Source organism: Methylobacterium sp. Leaf88 (assembly GCF_001422795.1).
In the GTDB taxonomy this organism is placed as follows: Bacteria; Pseudomonadota; Alphaproteobacteria; order Rhizobiales; family Beijerinckiaceae; genus Methylobacterium.
In genome coordinates this window covers 1-14,835 of record NZ_LMMK01000013.1, presented here as the reverse complement: position 1 = coordinate 14,835, position 14,835 = coordinate 1, and the positions used below count along the sequence as shown (strand labels likewise).

Below are 14,835 nucleotides of genomic sequence, written 5' to 3'. Positions count from 1 at the left end.
GCGAAGGGCGATTTGGACGCCCTGAAATCTCGCGCGGCGCAGCCTGCGCGCGTTATAGAACACTTCGAAACTGGCCGCTACCGGGCGCCTGACAGCGCGTGGGATCTGTTCGGAGGGCGGGTCTACGCCGCGACCAGATGCGCCAGATCCGCCCCCTCGGCCACATGCCGGGATGCGTCGAGGATCTCGCTTCCGACGATCCTCGCCTCGGCGAGCTGCACGTCGAGGGCGTCGGTCTCGGCGTCGTATCGGGACGTCATCGGCTCGGGGCCTTCGCCCACGATCGAGGAAGGCGGTGATGAAAGGGAAGGTCGAGAGCGATCGTACCACGAAAGCCACGCGAAGCTCGGGAGCGTCCGATCCACAGCCGTCGAGAGCGAGAGGGCTCGAATAGCACGTTTGGGATGTGCTCCGGCATGCCGGCCCGGATCGCGGTCGCCACGGTGCTCCCCGGCTCCGGATGGTGCGACGGACCGTGCGACCGTCGGCTGGGTCCATTTTGCGCGCCCGGGTCTCGCCACCGAACGATCCGCGTGCGATGGGCGAAGCGCCGGGGGACGGAGACCGCACATTCCTTCGTTCGGTCTGCTCGACAGGCGCCACCTCTTGAGGCTCATGATTCAGGACCCCCCGTGCGGCTGACCGCTCAAGACCTCGCCGTCCGCCGGTCCGGCCGCCGCATCTTCGCGAACCTGTCCTTCGCCCTCGGGCCGGGGGAGGCGCTGATGGTCACCGGGCGGAACGGGGCCGGCAAGTCGACGCTGCTCGCGGTGCTGGCCGGCCGGCTCAAGCCCGAGGCCGGGACCGTCGCGGCGAGCGAGGTTGGCGAGGCGACCCTGTCCGAGTGCCTGCACGTGGTCGGCCACCGCGACGGGCTGAAGAGCCCGCTGACGGCGGAAGAGAACCTCGCCTTTGCCCGCGACCTCCTCGGCGCGCCGACCGCGACCCCGCGGGCGGCCCTGGAGGAACTCGGCCTCGGCCACGCCCTGCGGCTTCCCGTGGCCTATCTCTCCGCCGGCCAGCGCCGGCGGGTGGCGCTGGCCCGCCTCCTGGTCTGCCGGCGCCCGCTCTGGCTCCTCGACGAGCCGACGGCCGCCCTCGATGCCGCCTCGCAGGCGGTCCTGGCCGGGATGATGGCGCGGCACCGGGCGACGGGCGGCCTCGTCATCGCGGCGACGCACCAGGCCCTCGGCCTCGCCGACGCCCAGGAACTGCGGATCGAGGCGCCCGCACCCGCCCCACCGACGCTGGCCCGGACGACGGTCGCGGCCGACGAGGTCTGGTGGTGATGCGCGTCTTGAGGGCCCTCGTCGCCCGCGACCTCGCCCTCGCCGCCCGCGTCGGCGGCTCGGGGGCGCTCTCCCTCGTGTTCTTCCTGATGATCGTCGCCCTGGTGCCGTTCGCCCTCGGCCCGGACCTGAACCTGCTGTCGCGGATCGGCCCGGCGATCCTCTGGCTCGCCGCCGTGCTCTCGACCCTGATCGGCCTCGACCGCCTGTTCCAGGCCGACGAGGAGGACGGCTCCCTCGACCTGATGACCGGCTCGCCGGCCCCCCTGGAGGGCGTGGTGCTCGCCAAGGTGCTGGCCCACTGGCTCACCACTGGCCTGCCCCTCGCCCTCGCCTCGCCCCTCTTCGGGCTCCTCGTCGCCCTCGACGGCCGGGCGATGGCGGCGACCGCGCTCACCCTCCTGGTGGGCACCCCGGCCCTGACCTTCGTGGGCGCGGTCGGCGCGGCCCTCACCGCCTCGATCCGCCGGGGCGGCCTCATCCTGGCGGTCGTGGTGCTGCCGCTGATGATCCCGACGCTGATCTTCGGCGTCTCGGCGAGTGAATCGGCCCTCGGCGGCACCGTCCCGTTCACCACGCCGCTGGCCATCCTGTGCGCCCTCAGCCTGATCGCGGGCGTGATCGGGACGCTCGCCGCCGCCGCGGCCCTGCGCTGGTCGGAATAGGGCGTCAGGCGATCGCCGGGGTCTTCCGCAGGCCTGCGACCCGGACCTCCGGCGGCGCGGGGTGGGCGGGCCGCACCCGGCCCGGGCGCCCGGCGATCCGCAGGGCGGTGCCGACGAACAGCGCGATCATGCCGGCCTCCAGAAGCAGCAGGGGAAGCCAGGCGGCGTTCAGGGGAATGGCGGCCAGATCCAGCGCCTCGCTGGCGAGCACGGCCCCGATCGCGCCGGCGGTGAAGACCGGCAAGGACCGGCGGCCGAGGCGGGTCAGCGGGTGGTCGCGCGGCACCTGGTGCAGCAGGCGGATGAGCGGGGCGCGCGGCAGGGCCATCACCAGGTAGGCCAGGGCGAGAACGTGCAGGACGCGCAGGGGCGACTGGTAGGTCTTGCTCGCGCCGAGCCAGAAGGCGTCGTTGCGCGTCGCGGCCCAGTCCGCGGCCGCCGGCCAGAGACGAACCACGACCACCGCCAGGACGAGGTAGCTGACGAGGTAGCCCAGGGCGAGGCCGGTCAGCCCCCGGGGGCGCGGCAGGGCGACGCCGTCGACCAGGCCCTGCCCGATGGTGATCCCCAGGGCGAAGATCAGGGTCCAGGGCAGGATCGTCAGGGCGAAGGGCGCGCCCGAGAGGCTGTTGCTCAGCACCAGATGGAAGTGGCCGGCCGCGATCCAGAGCAGCAGTGCCGGCGGCAGGGGCGCCCAGAACCGCCACCCGGCGAGGCGCAGCAGGATCGGGGCGATCAGCATCAGGGCCACGTACAGGCGCAGGACGGACGAGTAGCCCACCGTCTGGCGGAGGGTCAGGGCATGGCTCAGCAGGTTCGGGAAGCCGTGGTCCCGCAGCAGGGCGGTGTCCTGCGCGTGCACGCCCGTCACGCCTCGAAGGGCGAGGATGGCCGCCAGGAGACCGAGCGTCGCGAAGACGATGACCAGTTCGAAGGCGTAGATCCGGGCCGCCCGCCGCCACAGATGGGCGACGATGTCCGGCAGGCGGCGCCGCGAGGCCTGGCTCCCCGCGAGGGCGATGGAGATGCCGCTGAGCAGGACGAAGATGTCGGCGCTGTCGGAGAAGCCGAGCCGGGAGGGCGACACGGCCGAGACGGCGCCGTCCTGGATGTGGTTCACGAAGATGTTGATCAGGCACAGACCGCGAATGGCGTTGATCGTCGTTCTTCGCTGCGGCATGCCTCGCCCCGATGCGGCCTACACGCACCGATCGTAGGGCGGGGGGTTTAAGGTTGTGTTGCAACCTCCGGACGTAGGGCCGGGGAACGGTTGGGCCGTTCCCCGGGCCGAGTCCTCGTGCGCCTCACGCCGGATCGGCGTCGATCCGCATCCGCAGGATGGCGTAGGGCGGCGCCTGCAGGTCCTTGCCGCCGTTGTATTCCGGGCGTCGGTTCACCTGGGCGGACGAGATGTAGAGCCAGCGGTCGGGGGTGATCCAGAACGTGTCGGCCCAGATCAGGCGCGGATCGGAGGCGATGATCGTGACGGTGCCGTCGGGGTCGCGCCGGCCGACCGCGTTGAATTCCTGCAGGGCGAGGTAGACCCGGTCCTTGGAATCCGTGGTCAGGCCGCCGGTCATGCCCTTCTCGCCGAGATCCGTGACGCCGGCCGCCACGGACCCGTCGCTGGCCCCGGGATCGAGGAGCGCGGCGGTCTCCACGGCGTAGAGGCGGCGCCCGATCAGGGGCGCGTAGTAGAGGCGCCGGCCGTCGGGGCTGAGCGCGATGCCGTTGGCCCCGCCCTGGACCGGGCGCGGCGGCCCCTCTCCCTTCCGCTGCACCACCGGGCGGTCCTCGACGATCTTGAGGAGGCCCTTCTGCGACCGGGTGCTGGCATGGCCCGCGAGGCGTCGCACCACCCGGCCGCTGGCGAGGTCGACGGCCAGGATGGCGCCCTCCCCGTCCTGGCCCTGGTCGGTGACGTAGGCGCGGGCGTACCCGTCGCGGATGTCCACCCGCAGGTCGTTGAGCGACGAGGTCGGGGTGATGCCGGCCTCCAGGGGCACCACGCGGCGGATGCGGTTGTCGGCAAGATCGATCTGCACGAGCTTCGCGCCGCCCTTCACCGGCGGGCCGGAGCCGTCCGGCAGGCCGGCATCGAGGCACCACAGGGTGTCGTCGCGGTCGAAGACGCCGTTGGGCACGTGGAACAGGCGCGCCTGCGGCTGCTCCGGGTCGGGCTGGTTCGTCGGCAGGTCCGGGTAGGGCCGGACCTCCCCGTCCGCCAGCACCTCGCCCAGGGTGTAGGGCACCGTCGCGGTGAAGCGGGGCATCATCACGAAGCGCCGGCCGCCGGACGAGATGGCGAGACCGGTGGGGGTTGAGGGGGCGTTCGCCGTGAACGCGAGTTCGAGCCCGCCCGCCGCCCGGTGGGTGGCGACCTCGGAGGACGGCGCGGCCGCGGCCTCGCCGGGTCGGGCGAGGGCTGCCGCACCGGCGAAGCCGGCGGCGAGGAGGTCACGGCGAGCGAGCGTCATGGCGGGATCCGGTCGAGCGAGGATGGGGGACATGGCGGGTCAGCCCCTGGCGGGGCCGCGCACCTTGAGGTCGATGGCGAGGACGTGCGCGCCCGCGCCGATGAAGAGGCGCCGGCCGTCCGGGCCGCCGAAGGCCACGTTGGCGGCGTCGGTCGCGGTGGCGATGCGTCCGAGGGGCGTGCCGTCGGGCGCATAGATCCGCACACCGTCGAAGCAGGCGGCATAGACCCGGCCGTCGGCATCCACCGCGAGGCCGTCCGGCACGCCGGCCTCCACGGTGGCGAAGGGTTCGGGCGCGCCGAGCCTCCGGCCCTCCACCACCGGGAAGGCCAGGATGGTGCGCGCGCCCTCGGGATTCTTCAGGGCGGCGCTGGTGTCGCTGACGTAGAGGCGCGTCCCGTCCGGGCTGAAGGCGATGCCGTTGGGCTGGCCGACGGCGTCGGTCATGCCCTCGACCCGGCCGGCCGGGTCGATCCGGTAGACCCGCCGGGCCCCTTGCGCCGGCGGCGCCATTAGGCCCTCGTCCGGCATGGTGATGCCGAAGACGGGGTCGGTGAACCAGATCGCGCCGTCCGGGGCCAGGGAGGCGTCGTTCGGGGAATTCAGCGGCCGGCCCGCGAAGGCGTCGGCCAGCACCGTGAGGCGGCCGTCCGGCTCCCGCCGCACCACCCGCCGCCCGCGATGCTCGCAGGTGACGAGGCGGCCCTCGGCGTCGAGCGTGTTGCCGTTGGCGTTGTTCGAGGGGTCGCGAAACACGCCGGTGCCGCCGTCGTCGGCGATCCGGATCATCCGGTTGGCCCGGACGTCGCTGACGATCAGGCCGCCGAGGCCCGGGGCGTAGCACAGGCCCTCGCACCAGCGCCCGCCGGCATAGAGGGTGCGCAGCACCGCGCCGGGATCGACCACCTCGCTCAGCCGCGGATCGTCGACCCGGACGATGGGGGCCGCTGCGGCCGGCCAGGCACGCAGGGCGAGGGCCGCTCCCGCGCCGCCGAGCAGCGCGCGTCGTCGTATCGTCGGCATCGGTCCTCGATGGGCTGCGGGTGCGATGAGCGCGCCGCCCCGTGGCCGGGGCGGCGCGGGACGGGTCAGCGCGCGGCCGGTGCGGGGGCGGTCGAGCCGGTGGCGTCCGGGGTCCCCGGCTTGAAGCTCCACAGCTCCGTCGGCAGGGCCGCCGGCGCATCGGGCTTGTAGAAGGCCGAATCCTGGATGCGCGAGGTGGTGACGTAGAGCGTCCCGTCGGGCCCTTCCGCGAAGGTGTCGGGCCAGCGCAGGCGCGCGTCCTGCACCACGGTGCTCAGGGTGTTCCCCTTCGCCGAGAGGTCGCGCACCTTGATCGCATCGTCCTGCGGCGAGGTCACGTACATCCGGCCGTCCTTGCGGGCGATGATCAGGCCGTCGGCGGGGCCGTTCTCGCCCACGATCTCGATGCGGCCCGACACGCTCTTGTCGGCCAGCGCGGTCGGCATCAGCGCGGTGGTGATGCTCCCCGCGAGCGTCTCGGTGGGCAGGCTGTAGAGCGTCTTGCCCTTGATCGCCTGCCAGTACAGCGTCTTGCCGTCGGGGGAGAGGGCGATGCCGTCGGCGGCGAACTCGACGCCGCGCCCGTCCGGCCGGCGCAGGGGCTTGCCGTCATAGGTCACGGTGACGCCCGTGTCGGGTTGGGTCGACGGGTCGCCGTCGAGGACCCGGTGGGCCCGGCCGCTGTCGAGGTCGACCACCACCAGGGCGCCCCGGGCGCCGGAATCGGTGAGGTAGGCGGTCTTGCCGTCGGGGGAGAAGCGCACGTCGTTGAGGTAGGAGCCCTGCGGCGCCACGCTCTCGTCGAACGCGATGGTGCGCGCGGGCTGGTTGGTCTTCAGGTCGATCTCGACGAGCTTGGGACCGCCGGGCACCAGAGCCGCCATGGCGGGGGCGGCCGGATCGAGGACCCAGAGGTTGCCGTTCGGGCTCGCCACCACGCTCTGGACGCAGACCCAGTGATCCTTGGCCGAGATCTCGTCCTTCTTGGCGTTGCGCCAGGAGTTCCAGGCCGCATCCGGGAACGGCACCAGCTTGCCGTCCTTCAATTCGGCCACCGACACCGCGGTGTCCTCGGTCCAGCGCGGGAAGTTCACGAAGATCCGCCCGTCCTTGGAGACGGTGACCCCTGTCACCTGGTGGTCGAAGCTCGCCACCTTCGTGAGCGTCGCCGTCGGCGCGGCGGCGGCGGCGCCCTGCGCCAGGACCGAGCGGGGGAGGAAGACGACCCCGGGGAGGAGGACGGCGCCCAGGAGGGCCGCGGCGCGCGTCCGGCCCCGCCGCCGGGGGCGGGCCGAGAGGCGCGGCGGGGCGGCGAAGATCGGACGGTCGGACTGATGGTGCGTCATCGGAACCCTGGAAAATGGAATCCCTGGCATCGGATTCCCTGGCATCGCGCCGATCGCACCGTGCGGCGCGATCGTGACGACCTAACGCATGAAGTCTCGGCCAAGGTTCATCCGCCCCGCGACTCGTGAACGGCGGCGCCCCTCTCCCGCGCGACCGAGCGGCGGCCTCGGATTGCGCGGTTGGCCGGTGTCGCACGGACCCGGCCCGCGTCCGGATGCGAGGGCGCTCGGCACGCTTTCATATGTTGTTTTTTGCAAAGTCGTTTCAGGATCTTCGACCGTTAAAGACAAATTCACGGATTGTAATTAAAGTTACGAGCATCAAAATGCGACCCGTCTAGTCGCGTATCAGTCACCGTTTCCGCGAAAGAAATTGACGATGTTGGGCGCCGGTCTTCGTGCAACACTCGAAGCGCTCGATCGATCGCAAGGTCGAATCGAGTTCGCGATGGATGGAAGTGTCCAGAGCGCGAACCAGATCTTTCTCGATCTCATCGGCTATACGTTCGCAGAGGTCCGTGGCCGCCCGCACAGCCTGTTCGTCCCTCCGGAGGAGCGGGACACCCCGGCCTACCGGGCCTTCTGGGACAGCCTGCGCCGGGGCGAGCACCAGGCGCGCGATTTCTGCCGGATCGGCAAGGACGGCCGCCGGATCTGGATCCGGGCGAGCTACAACCCGATCCTCGATCGCCGCGGCAAGCCGGTGAAGGTGGTGAAGTTCGCCACGGACATCACCGCGCAGGTGGCGCGCAACGCCGCGTTCGAGGGCCAGATCGCGGCGATCAACCGGTCGCAGGCGGTGATCCACTTCACGCCGGACGGTCTCGTCACCGACGCCAACCCGAACTTCCTCGCCGCGCTCGGATACACCCTCGACGAGATCAAGGGTCGGCACCACAGCCAGTTCGTGGCGCCGGCGGACCGGGACACGCCGGCCTACGCCGCCTTCTGGACGGCGCTGGCGGGCGGCGCCTACCAGGCCGGCGAGTTCCGTCGCCTGGCGAAGGGCGGCCGCGAGGTGTGGATCTACGGCGCCTACAATCCGGTCTTCGGACCCGACGGCCGGGTGGTCTCCGTGGTGAAGTTCGCCAGCGACGTCACCGCCCAGGTCGCCGACCGGCTGCGTCGGCACGAGGGCCAGCAGGCGATCGACAAGGATCTCGGGGTCATCACCGGCTCGATCTCCGACGTCAGCCATCAGGCGACCCTCACGGCGGAGGCGGCGGCCCAGACCTCCGGCAACGTCCAGGCGGTGGCGGCCGGCGCCGAGGAGTTCTCGGCCTCCATCGAGGAACTGAGCCGCCACGCGTCCGAGGCGAAGGTCGCGTCCGAGGAGGCGGTGATCCGGGCCGAGGAGGCCTCCGGCATCATCGCCGGGCTGACCTCGGCCGCCGACAAGATCGGCGAGGTGATCTCGGTCATCCGCACGATCGCCGACCAGACCAACTTGCTGGCGCTCAACGCCACCATCGAGGCAGCCCGCGCCGGCGAGGCGGGCCGCGGCTTCGCCGTGGTCGCCGCCGAGGTGAAGGCCCTGGCAAACCAATCGTCCCGGGCCACGGAGGAGATCGGGACGCAGATCGCGGCGGTGCAGGGCTCCACCACCCAGGCCGTGACCGCGATCGAGGCCATCGCCCGGACGATCGGCCATCTCAGCGAGATCTCGCTGAGCGTCTCCTCGGCCGTGACCGAGCAGGCCGCGGTGACCCGCGACATGACGATCAACATGCAGAATGCCGCCCGGAGCGTCGAGGTCGTGCGCCAGAACATGGACGGGATCGCCGCCGCCACGATCGACGTCGACGCCTCGGTGCGCAAGGCCGGCGCCGCGGCCCGCGCCCTGGCCTGAGGGCCGGTCGAACCGGATCAGTCCGGGCGCGGGCCGGCCCCGGGCTGCATCACCGCCGGCTCGGAGCCCGAGCCGCGCACCCGGCCGCGCAGGGCCGGCGGCGCGCCCGGCCGTCCGGGTTCGCGCCGCTCGAGGCCGGGCACGACGCGCTCGGTGAGGTCCACGCAGCGGCCGACCAACCACGTCATCCAGTTCATCGCGAAGCTCCCAGCCTGACCTGTCTGATAGATCGTGTGTCGCGCCGCCAAAGCGAGGGGGTGGGCCGGAAATATCCGCTCCGCCGCCCGTCAGTCGAGGTCCTGCAGGTGGCGGGCGGCGATGACGGACGCGGCCGTGCGGTTCTCGACGCCGAGCTTCTCGTAGATCCCCTCCAGGTGCTTCGTCACCGTGCGGGGGCTCAGGCCCAGGATCTCGCCGATGTCGCGGCTCGACTTGCCGCGCGAGAGCCAGAGCAGCACCTCCGCCTCCCGTCCGGTGACCCGCAGGCGCAGGCGCAGGCGTTCCAGGCCCGCCTCGGTGCCGTCGCGCGACAGGCGCAGCAGGATCTCGTCGCCGGTGCCGCCGATGAAGCTGAAGGTATAGGCGGTGCCCGCGCGGTCGCCGAGGGTCAGGGCCGGCGCGCCCGTGCCGGCGAGGCAGCCCCGGAGCCAGGCGGCCCCCTGCGGCGGCAGGCTCGAGGGAGCGCCGGGCTCGGTGAAGCCGCCGAGCAGCCGGGCGGCCTGGGGCGTGCCCCACAGGACCGTGCCGTCGCGGTCCACCGCGAACAGGGTGCGGCCGGTGGTGTCGAGGGCGGCGCGCGCGCTCTGGGCCGCCCGGGCACCGGCGAGATGCACGCGGATGCGGGCCAGGATCTCGTCGGGGGCGATGGGCTTTGTGACGTAGTCGACGCCCCCCGCTTCCAGGCCCTTCACGATGTGCTCGGTCTCCGACAGGCCGGTCATGAAGATGACGGGCACGTGGGCGAGGTGCCCCTTCGCCTTGAGGCGGCGGCAGGTCTCGAACCCGTCCATGCCGGGCATCATCGCGTCGAGCAGGATGACGTCGGGGGTGATCTCGTCGACCAGGGCCAGGGCGAGGTCGCCCGCCACCGCCACCAGCACGGTGGCGCCCGAGCGCTCGATCGCCTCGGTGAGGAAGCTCAGGGTCTCGGGGGAATCGTCGACCACCAGGACGGTGTCGCGCTGCGCCTCAGCCATCGGCGGGCTCCAGCAGGCCCTCGATCACCGCCCGGGCGCGGCGCAGGTCGAAGGCGGCGGTGAGCCCCCGCATCTGCGCGATGAAGGCGGTCGGTGCCGCGGGGCCGCTGTCCATCTCGGCGAGCTTCGCCTCGATGCCGCGGACGTGCCCGATGCGCACGAGGCGCAGGAGGTCGGCGAGGTGCTCCGGCCGCGGGTCCGGCGCGGCGGCCTCGGGCGGGGGCGGCGCGGGCGCGTCCCCCGCCGTCCAGTCGAGGCCGAGGAGCCCGGTGACGCATTCGAGGAAGTCGCGCAGGTCGAAGGGCTTGGCGATGATCGCGTCGTGAGGCGCGTCGTCGCCCCGCACCGGGCTGATCTCGTGCACGTTGGCCGACATCATGGCGATGCGCGCCGTGTGGCCGGCCTCCCGCAGGGCCTTGGCCAGCCCCCAGCCGCTCATGCCCGGCATGGCGATGTCGAGGAGGAACAGGTCCGGCGGCTGGGTCTCGGCCAGCGCCAGGCAGGCCGGGCCGTCGCCCGCCTCCCAGACCACCAGGCCGAGGGGTTCGAGGATGTCGCGCATCAGCCCGCGATGGGCGGCATCGTCGTCGGCCACCAGGATCGTGCGGCGGGCCCCCGCGTAGACGCGCGGCGGGGCGCTCGCCTGCGCCGCCAGCACGGGTTTGGGCCGCGCCACCGAGGCCAGCATCAGCCGGAGGCGAAAGCGCGTGCCGCGCCCGACCTCGCTCGCCACCGTGATCTCGCCCCCCATCACCTGGGCGAGCAGGTGCGCGATGGTCAACCCGAGGCCGGTGCCGGGGGTGGAGCGGGCGGCGGCCATCGAGCCGCGCTCGAACGGCTCGAAGATGCGCTCCAGGTCGTCCGGGCGGATGCCGAGGCCGGTGTCGCTGATCGTGAACACCGCGATCTGGCTGCGGTAGGTCAGGTCGAGGGTCACCGTGCCGGCGGGGGTGAACTTGATCGCGTTCGACAGGAGGTTGAGCAGGATCTGGCGCAGGCGCTTCTCGTCCGTGGCGACCACCGCCGGCAGGGTCTCGGGCCGGGTGAAGCGGAACGCCAGGGCGGCGCCGTGGGCCTGGAGCCGGATCATGTCGACGATCTGGTCGAGGAAGTCGGCGAGCCGGACCTCGTTGCGGTGGATCTGGAGGCGGCCCGCCTCCATCCGGGAGATGTCGAGCAGGCCGTCGATCAGCCCCGAGAGGTGCTGGGCCGAGCGCCGGATGACCCGGATCCCGTTCTGGCGCGGGGCCGGGATCGCGGGATCGCCCTCGAGGAGCTGCGCGTAGCCCAGCACCGCGTTGAGGGGCGTGCGCAGCTCGTGGCTGATGCCGACCACGTAGCGGCTCTTGGCGAGGTTGGCGGCCTCCGCCACCTCCTTGGCCTGCTGCAGCTTGGCGTCCGTGACCTTGTGGGCCTCGATCTCGGCCTGGTAGAGCCCGGTCTGGCGGGCGGTCTCCTCCAGGGCGACCCGGCGGCTCTCCTGGGCCAGCACGAACAGCCAGGCGACGATGCCCAGGATCACGATGAGGATCAGGAACACGCTGGTCAGCGCCGCGCCGAGCACCGCGCGGTGCTCGGGATGCTCGGCGCTGGCCCCCGCATGAACGATGCCGAGGATCAGCCCGATCGCCGCCACCAGGGTGAGCATCAGCGCGAGGTAGCGCCCCAGCGGCGCGCCGATCCAGGCGGCGGTGCGGGCCGGGGCGACCCGGGCGAGCACGCTCTGGGCCTGGGCTTCCAGGCGGCCGTGCGGCTTGCAGAGATCGCCGCAGCGGGCGTCGAGGGAGCAGCACAGGGAGCAGATCGGCCCGGCATAGGCCGGGCACTGGGCCATGTCCTCGGGCTCGAACGGGTGCTCGCAGACCCGGCAGGTGATCTCGGTCGCCCCCTGCCAGTCCGTGCGCGGGGTACGAGCGAGGTAGTAGCGCCCGCCGGTGGCGAGGGCGATCGCGGGGGCGCCCGCGACGGCGACGACCAGGGCCAGCAGCGGCGCGAACGGCACGGCCTGCGTCCCGAGCCAGCCCGCATGGGCCACGAACCCCGTGAGGATCGCCAGCGCCATGGCGCCGGTGCCCACCGGGTTGACGGCGTAGAGATGGGCGCGCTTGAACTCGATGCCGGGGGGCGACAGGCCGAAGGGCTTGTTGATGGCGAGGTCCGCCGCCAGCGCGCCGACCCAGGCCGAGACCACCACGGCGTAGAGCGACAGGGTGCTGACGATGGTCTTGTCGATGCCGAGCTCCATCAGCAGCAGGGCGATGGCGACGTTGAAGACGAGCCAGACCACGCGGCCCGGATGGCTGTGCGTCAGGCGCGAGAAGAAGTTCGACCAGGCGATGGAGCCCGCATAGGCGTTGGTGACGTTGATCTTGAGCTGCGAGACCACCACGAACAGGGTCATCAGGGCGACCGCGCCCATGCCCGAGGGCACCACGTAGCCGAAGGCCACCGCGTACATCTGGGTCGGCTCGGCGGCCCGCTCGGCCGGAACGCCGTGCGCGATCGCAAGCACGGCCAGGAACGACCCGAGCAGGATCTTGAGCATCCCGGGCAGGATCCAGCCGCCGCCGGCGCCCAGCACCGCCGCCCACCAGCGCCCGGCGCGCTCGGGCGTGCGCGCCGGCACGAAGCGCAGGAAATCGACCTGCTCGCCGACCTGGGCCAGCAGCGCCAGGAGGATGCCGGAGGCCAGCCCGAAGCGGGGCCAGTCGAAGCCCCCGAGTCCGTCGGCCCCCGGATGGGCGAGCCAGGCCGCCACCGGAGCGTCCCCGGCCCAGGCGATGCAGGCGAGCGGCACGAGGTTCAGGACGATCCAGATCGGCTGCGTCCAGAGCTGGAAGCGGCTGATCATGGCGAAGCCGTAGACGACCAGCGGGATCACCGCGAGGGCGCTGACGAGGTAGCCGAGGCTCGGCGGCAGCCCGAAGCACAGCTCCAGCGCCAGGGCCATGATCGCCGCCTCGATGGCGAGGAACAGGAAGGTGAAGCTCGCATAGATCAGCGAGGTCACGGTCGAGCCGATATAGCCGAAGCCGGCGCCCCGGGTGAGGAGGTCGATGTCGACGCCGTAGCGGGCGGCGTAGAGGCTGATCGGCGTCGCGGTGGCGAAGATGATGGCGCTGACCACCAGGAGCGCCGCCAGGGTGTTGGTGAACCCGACCGTCAGCACCAGGGTGCCGCCGATCGCCTCCAGGGCCAGGAAGGAGAGCGACCCGAGGGCGGTCTGGGCGACCCGGAACCCGGACCAGCGCCGCGCCTTCTTGGCGGTGAAGCGCAGGGCATAGTCCTCCAGCGTCTCGTCGGCGACGAGGCGGTTGTAGTCGCGCCGGATCGGCAGGATACGCTGGTGCTCGGTCATCGTGTTCGGCGGGGACGGTATCATGCGGCGCGGGGTCTGGCGCGGCATCCCGGCCTGTCCGAAACCGTGGCGCTCCGTCGTCCCCAGCGTAGCAAGGACCGTGCCCGATCCCGTGTTTCCACGTGGGCGCGCATTCCGTCCAGTGGCCGGAGCGGCGATGGGACCCTGGACTCGCGGGCAGTTCGCCAGAATGGGCCTGTCCGCCCGGCTCCGACATACGCAAAACAGCGTATAGGCCGCACTGCACAACGCGGCCTAGCCTCCGCTCCGTCGATCCGCGGCCGTCCGATGCGCCGTGCGACGACCGACAGGGGTTTTGGGCACGATGGCAGAGGACAAGGGCAACGGCCTGCAATCGGCGCTCCGGCGCAGGCTTCTCATGGGGCTCGCCGGCGCTCCGGCGATCGCCTTGATGCCGCGCATGAGCTTCGCGGCGGCGCCGCCGACCTCGGCGGTGAACACCACCGGCCTCGCCGTGACCGACACGGAGGTCACGGTCGGCATCCTGCACTCGGCCACCGGCACGATGGCGATCTCCGAGACCGGCTCGATCCAGGCCGAGAAGCTCGCGATCTCCCAGATCAACGAGGCGGGCGGCGTGCTCGGCCGCAAGATCAAGATCATCCAGGAGGACGGCGCCTCCGACTGGCCGACCTTCGCCGAGAAGGCCAAGAAGCTCCTCGTCAACGACCACTGCGCCGCCGTGATGGGCTGCTGGACCTCGGCCTCGCGCAAGGCCGCGTTGCCGGTCTTCGAGCAGTATAACGGCCTGTTGTACTACCCGACCTTCTACGAGGGCCTGGAGCAGTCGAAGAACGTCTTCTACACCGGCCAGGAGGCCACCCAGCAGATCCTCGAATCGCTGAACTGGGTCACCAAGGAAAAGAACGCCAAGACGTTCTTCTTCATCGGTTCGGACTACATCTGGCCGCGCACCTCGAACAAGATCGCCCGCAAGCACATCGAGAACGTGCTCAAGACCAAGGTCGTCGGCGAGGAATATTTCCCGCTGGGCCACACGCAGTTCAACTCGGTGATCAACAAGCTCAAGCTCACCAAGCCGGACGTGATCTTCACGGACGTGGTCGGCGGCTCGAACGTGGCGTTCTACAAGCAGCTCAAGGCGGCCGGCATCGACCTCGCGAAGCAGACCCTGCTGACGATCTCGGTGACCGAGGACGAGGTCGACGGCATCGGCGGAGACAACATCGCCGGCGCCTATTCCTGCATGAAGTGCTTCCAGTCGCTCAAGAACCCGAACAACGAGAAGTTCGTCGCCGCCTTCCACAAGATGTGGGGCGAGAAGACCGTCATCGGCGACGTGACCCAGGCCGCCTATCTCGGGCCGTTCCTCTGGAAGATGGCCTGCGAGAAGGCCGGCTCCTTCGACGTCGACAAGGTGGTCGCCGCCTCGCCGGGCCTCGAGTTCAAGGAGGCGCCGGAAGGCTACGTCAAGATCCACCCGAACCATCACCTCTGGTCGAAGACCCGGGTCGCCAGGGCCCTGCCCTCGGGCCAGTTCGAGGTGGTCTACGAGAGCCCCGACCTGATCGAGCCGAACCCCTTCCCGAAGGGCTACCAGTAGGACCTCAAGGTGCCCTCCTCCCCCTTGTGGGGAGGAGTTGGAGGTGG

Annotated in this window: 12 protein-coding genes; 4 read left to right on the top strand and 8 right to left on the bottom strand. The window is 71.5% G+C overall.

Annotation, left to right across the window (positions count from 1 at the left end; translation table 11 throughout):
* Positions 1 to 122: 122 nt before the first annotated feature.
* Positions 123 to 260 carry a hypothetical protein gene (locus tag ASF20_RS24600; RefSeq protein WP_200927214.1) on the bottom strand — a complete coding sequence of 46 codons (138 nt, stop codon included), beginning with the start codon at positions 258 to 260 and terminating at the stop codon, positions 123 to 125.
* A gap of 372 nt (positions 261 to 632) precedes the next feature.
* Between ASF20_RS24600 and ccmA the strand changes: the two genes are divergently transcribed.
* Entirely contained in the window at positions 633 to 1,289 is a 657-nt protein-coding gene (gene ccmA / locus ASF20_RS10255) for a heme ABC exporter ATP-binding protein CcmA (protein ID WP_056273839.1), read from the top strand.
* On the top strand, positions 1,289 to 1,954 hold the full coding sequence (gene ccmB / locus ASF20_RS10250) for a heme exporter protein CcmB (RefSeq protein WP_056221519.1): 666 nt from the start codon (positions 1,289 to 1,291) through the stop codon (positions 1,952 to 1,954). Before ccmA ends, ccmB begins: the two co-directional genes overlap by 1 nt.
* A 4-nt stretch (positions 1,955 to 1,958) precedes the next feature.
* On the opposite strand, the gene opgC is transcribed toward ccmB, so the two are convergent.
* The 4 genes from opgC to ASF20_RS10230 form a co-directional block, all read right to left on the bottom strand.
* A complete protein-coding gene (gene opgC / locus ASF20_RS10245; RefSeq protein WP_056273836.1) occupies positions 1,959 to 3,134 on the bottom strand; it encodes an OpgC domain-containing protein in 1,176 nt (391 codons plus the stop codon).
* Between the two features lie 124 nt (positions 3,135 to 3,258).
* The gene (locus ASF20_RS10240) at positions 3,259 to 4,431 is read right to left on the bottom strand and encodes an L-dopachrome tautomerase-related protein (RefSeq protein ID WP_056273833.1); all 1,173 of its coding nucleotides are present in this window, start codon (positions 4,429 to 4,431) and stop codon (positions 3,259 to 3,261) included.
* A gap of 39 nt (positions 4,432 to 4,470) precedes the next feature.
* Positions 4,471 to 5,454 (bottom strand): SMP-30/gluconolactonase/LRE family protein, encoded by a 984-nt coding sequence (locus ASF20_RS10235; protein ID WP_244476388.1) that lies wholly within the window; start codon positions 5,452 to 5,454, stop codon positions 4,471 to 4,473.
* A gap of 65 nt (positions 5,455 to 5,519) precedes the next feature.
* Positions 5,520 to 6,800, bottom strand: coding sequence for an L-dopachrome tautomerase-related protein (locus tag ASF20_RS10230; RefSeq protein ID WP_082501278.1), 1,281 nt, complete (start codon positions 6,798 to 6,800; stop codon positions 5,520 to 5,522).
* A 379-nt stretch (positions 6,801 to 7,179) separates the two neighbouring features.
* Between ASF20_RS10230 and ASF20_RS10225 the strand changes: the two genes are divergently transcribed.
* On the top strand, positions 7,180 to 8,649 hold the full coding sequence (locus tag ASF20_RS10225) for a PAS domain-containing protein (RefSeq protein WP_056273831.1): 1,470 nt from the start codon (positions 7,180 to 7,182) through the stop codon (positions 8,647 to 8,649).
* Between the two features lie 17 nt (positions 8,650 to 8,666).
* On the opposite strand, the gene ASF20_RS10220 is transcribed toward ASF20_RS10225, so the two are convergent.
* The 3 genes from ASF20_RS10220 to ASF20_RS10210 all read right to left on the bottom strand — a co-directional run bounded on the left by ASF20_RS10220 (position 8,667) and on the right by ASF20_RS10210 (position 13,203).
* Positions 8,667 to 8,837, bottom strand: a complete 171-nt coding sequence (locus ASF20_RS10220) for a hypothetical protein (protein WP_156653363.1) — start codon at positions 8,835 to 8,837, stop codon at positions 8,667 to 8,669.
* A gap of 99 nt (positions 8,838 to 8,936) precedes the next feature.
* Positions 8,937 to 9,845, bottom strand: a complete 909-nt coding sequence (locus ASF20_RS10215; protein ID WP_056221505.1) for a response regulator transcription factor — start codon at positions 9,843 to 9,845, stop codon at positions 8,937 to 8,939.
* Positions 9,838 to 13,203 (bottom strand): ATP-binding protein, encoded by a 3,366-nt coding sequence (locus ASF20_RS10210; RefSeq protein ID WP_056273976.1) that lies wholly within the window; start codon positions 13,201 to 13,203, stop codon positions 9,838 to 9,840. Before ASF20_RS10210 ends, ASF20_RS10215 begins: the two co-directional genes overlap by 8 nt.
* A 325-nt stretch (positions 13,204 to 13,528) precedes the next feature.
* Between ASF20_RS10210 and urtA the strand changes: the two genes are divergently transcribed.
* Complete coding sequence (gene urtA / locus ASF20_RS10205) at positions 13,529 to 14,788, top strand: urea ABC transporter substrate-binding protein (protein WP_056273824.1); 1,260 nt, start codon at positions 13,529 to 13,531, stop codon at positions 14,786 to 14,788.
* Positions 14,789 to 14,835 lie beyond the last annotated feature (47 nt).

Bases quoted from the DNA above. Each gene is read 5' to 3' on its own strand.
- ASF20_RS24600 (WP_200927214.1), bottom strand. From the start codon at position 260: ATGACGTCCCGATACGACGCCGAGACCGACGCCCTCGACGTGCAGCTC.
- ccmB (WP_056221519.1), top strand. From the start codon at position 1,289: ATGCGCGTCTTGAGGGCCCTCGTCGCCCGCGACCTCGCCCTCGCCGCC.
- opgC (WP_056273836.1), bottom strand. From the start codon at position 3,134: ATGCCGCAGCGAAGAACGACGATCAACGCCATTCGCGGTCTGTGCCTG.
- ASF20_RS10240 (WP_056273833.1), bottom strand. From the start codon at position 4,431: ATGACGCTCGCTCGCCGTGACCTCCTCGCCGCCGGCTTCGCCGGTGCG.
- ASF20_RS10235 (WP_244476388.1), bottom strand. From the start codon at position 5,454: ATGCCGACGATACGACGACGCGCGCTGCTCGGCGGCGCGGGAGCGGCC.
- ASF20_RS10230 (WP_082501278.1), bottom strand. From the start codon at position 6,800: ATGACGCACCATCAGTCCGACCGTCCGATCTTCGCCGCCCCGCCGCGC.
- ASF20_RS10225 (WP_056273831.1), top strand. From the start codon at position 7,180: ATGTTGGGCGCCGGTCTTCGTGCAACACTCGAAGCGCTCGATCGATCG.
- ASF20_RS10220 (WP_156653363.1), bottom strand. From the start codon at position 8,837: ATGACGTGGTTGGTCGGCCGCTGCGTGGACCTCACCGAGCGCGTCGTG.
- ASF20_RS10215 (WP_056221505.1), bottom strand. From the start codon at position 9,845: ATGGCTGAGGCGCAGCGCGACACCGTCCTGGTGGTCGACGATTCCCCC.
- ASF20_RS10210 (WP_056273976.1), bottom strand. From the start codon at position 13,203: ATGACCGAGCACCAGCGTATCCTGCCGATCCGGCGCGACTACAACCGC.
- urtA (WP_056273824.1), top strand. From the start codon at position 13,529: ATGGCAGAGGACAAGGGCAACGGCCTGCAATCGGCGCTCCGGCGCAGG.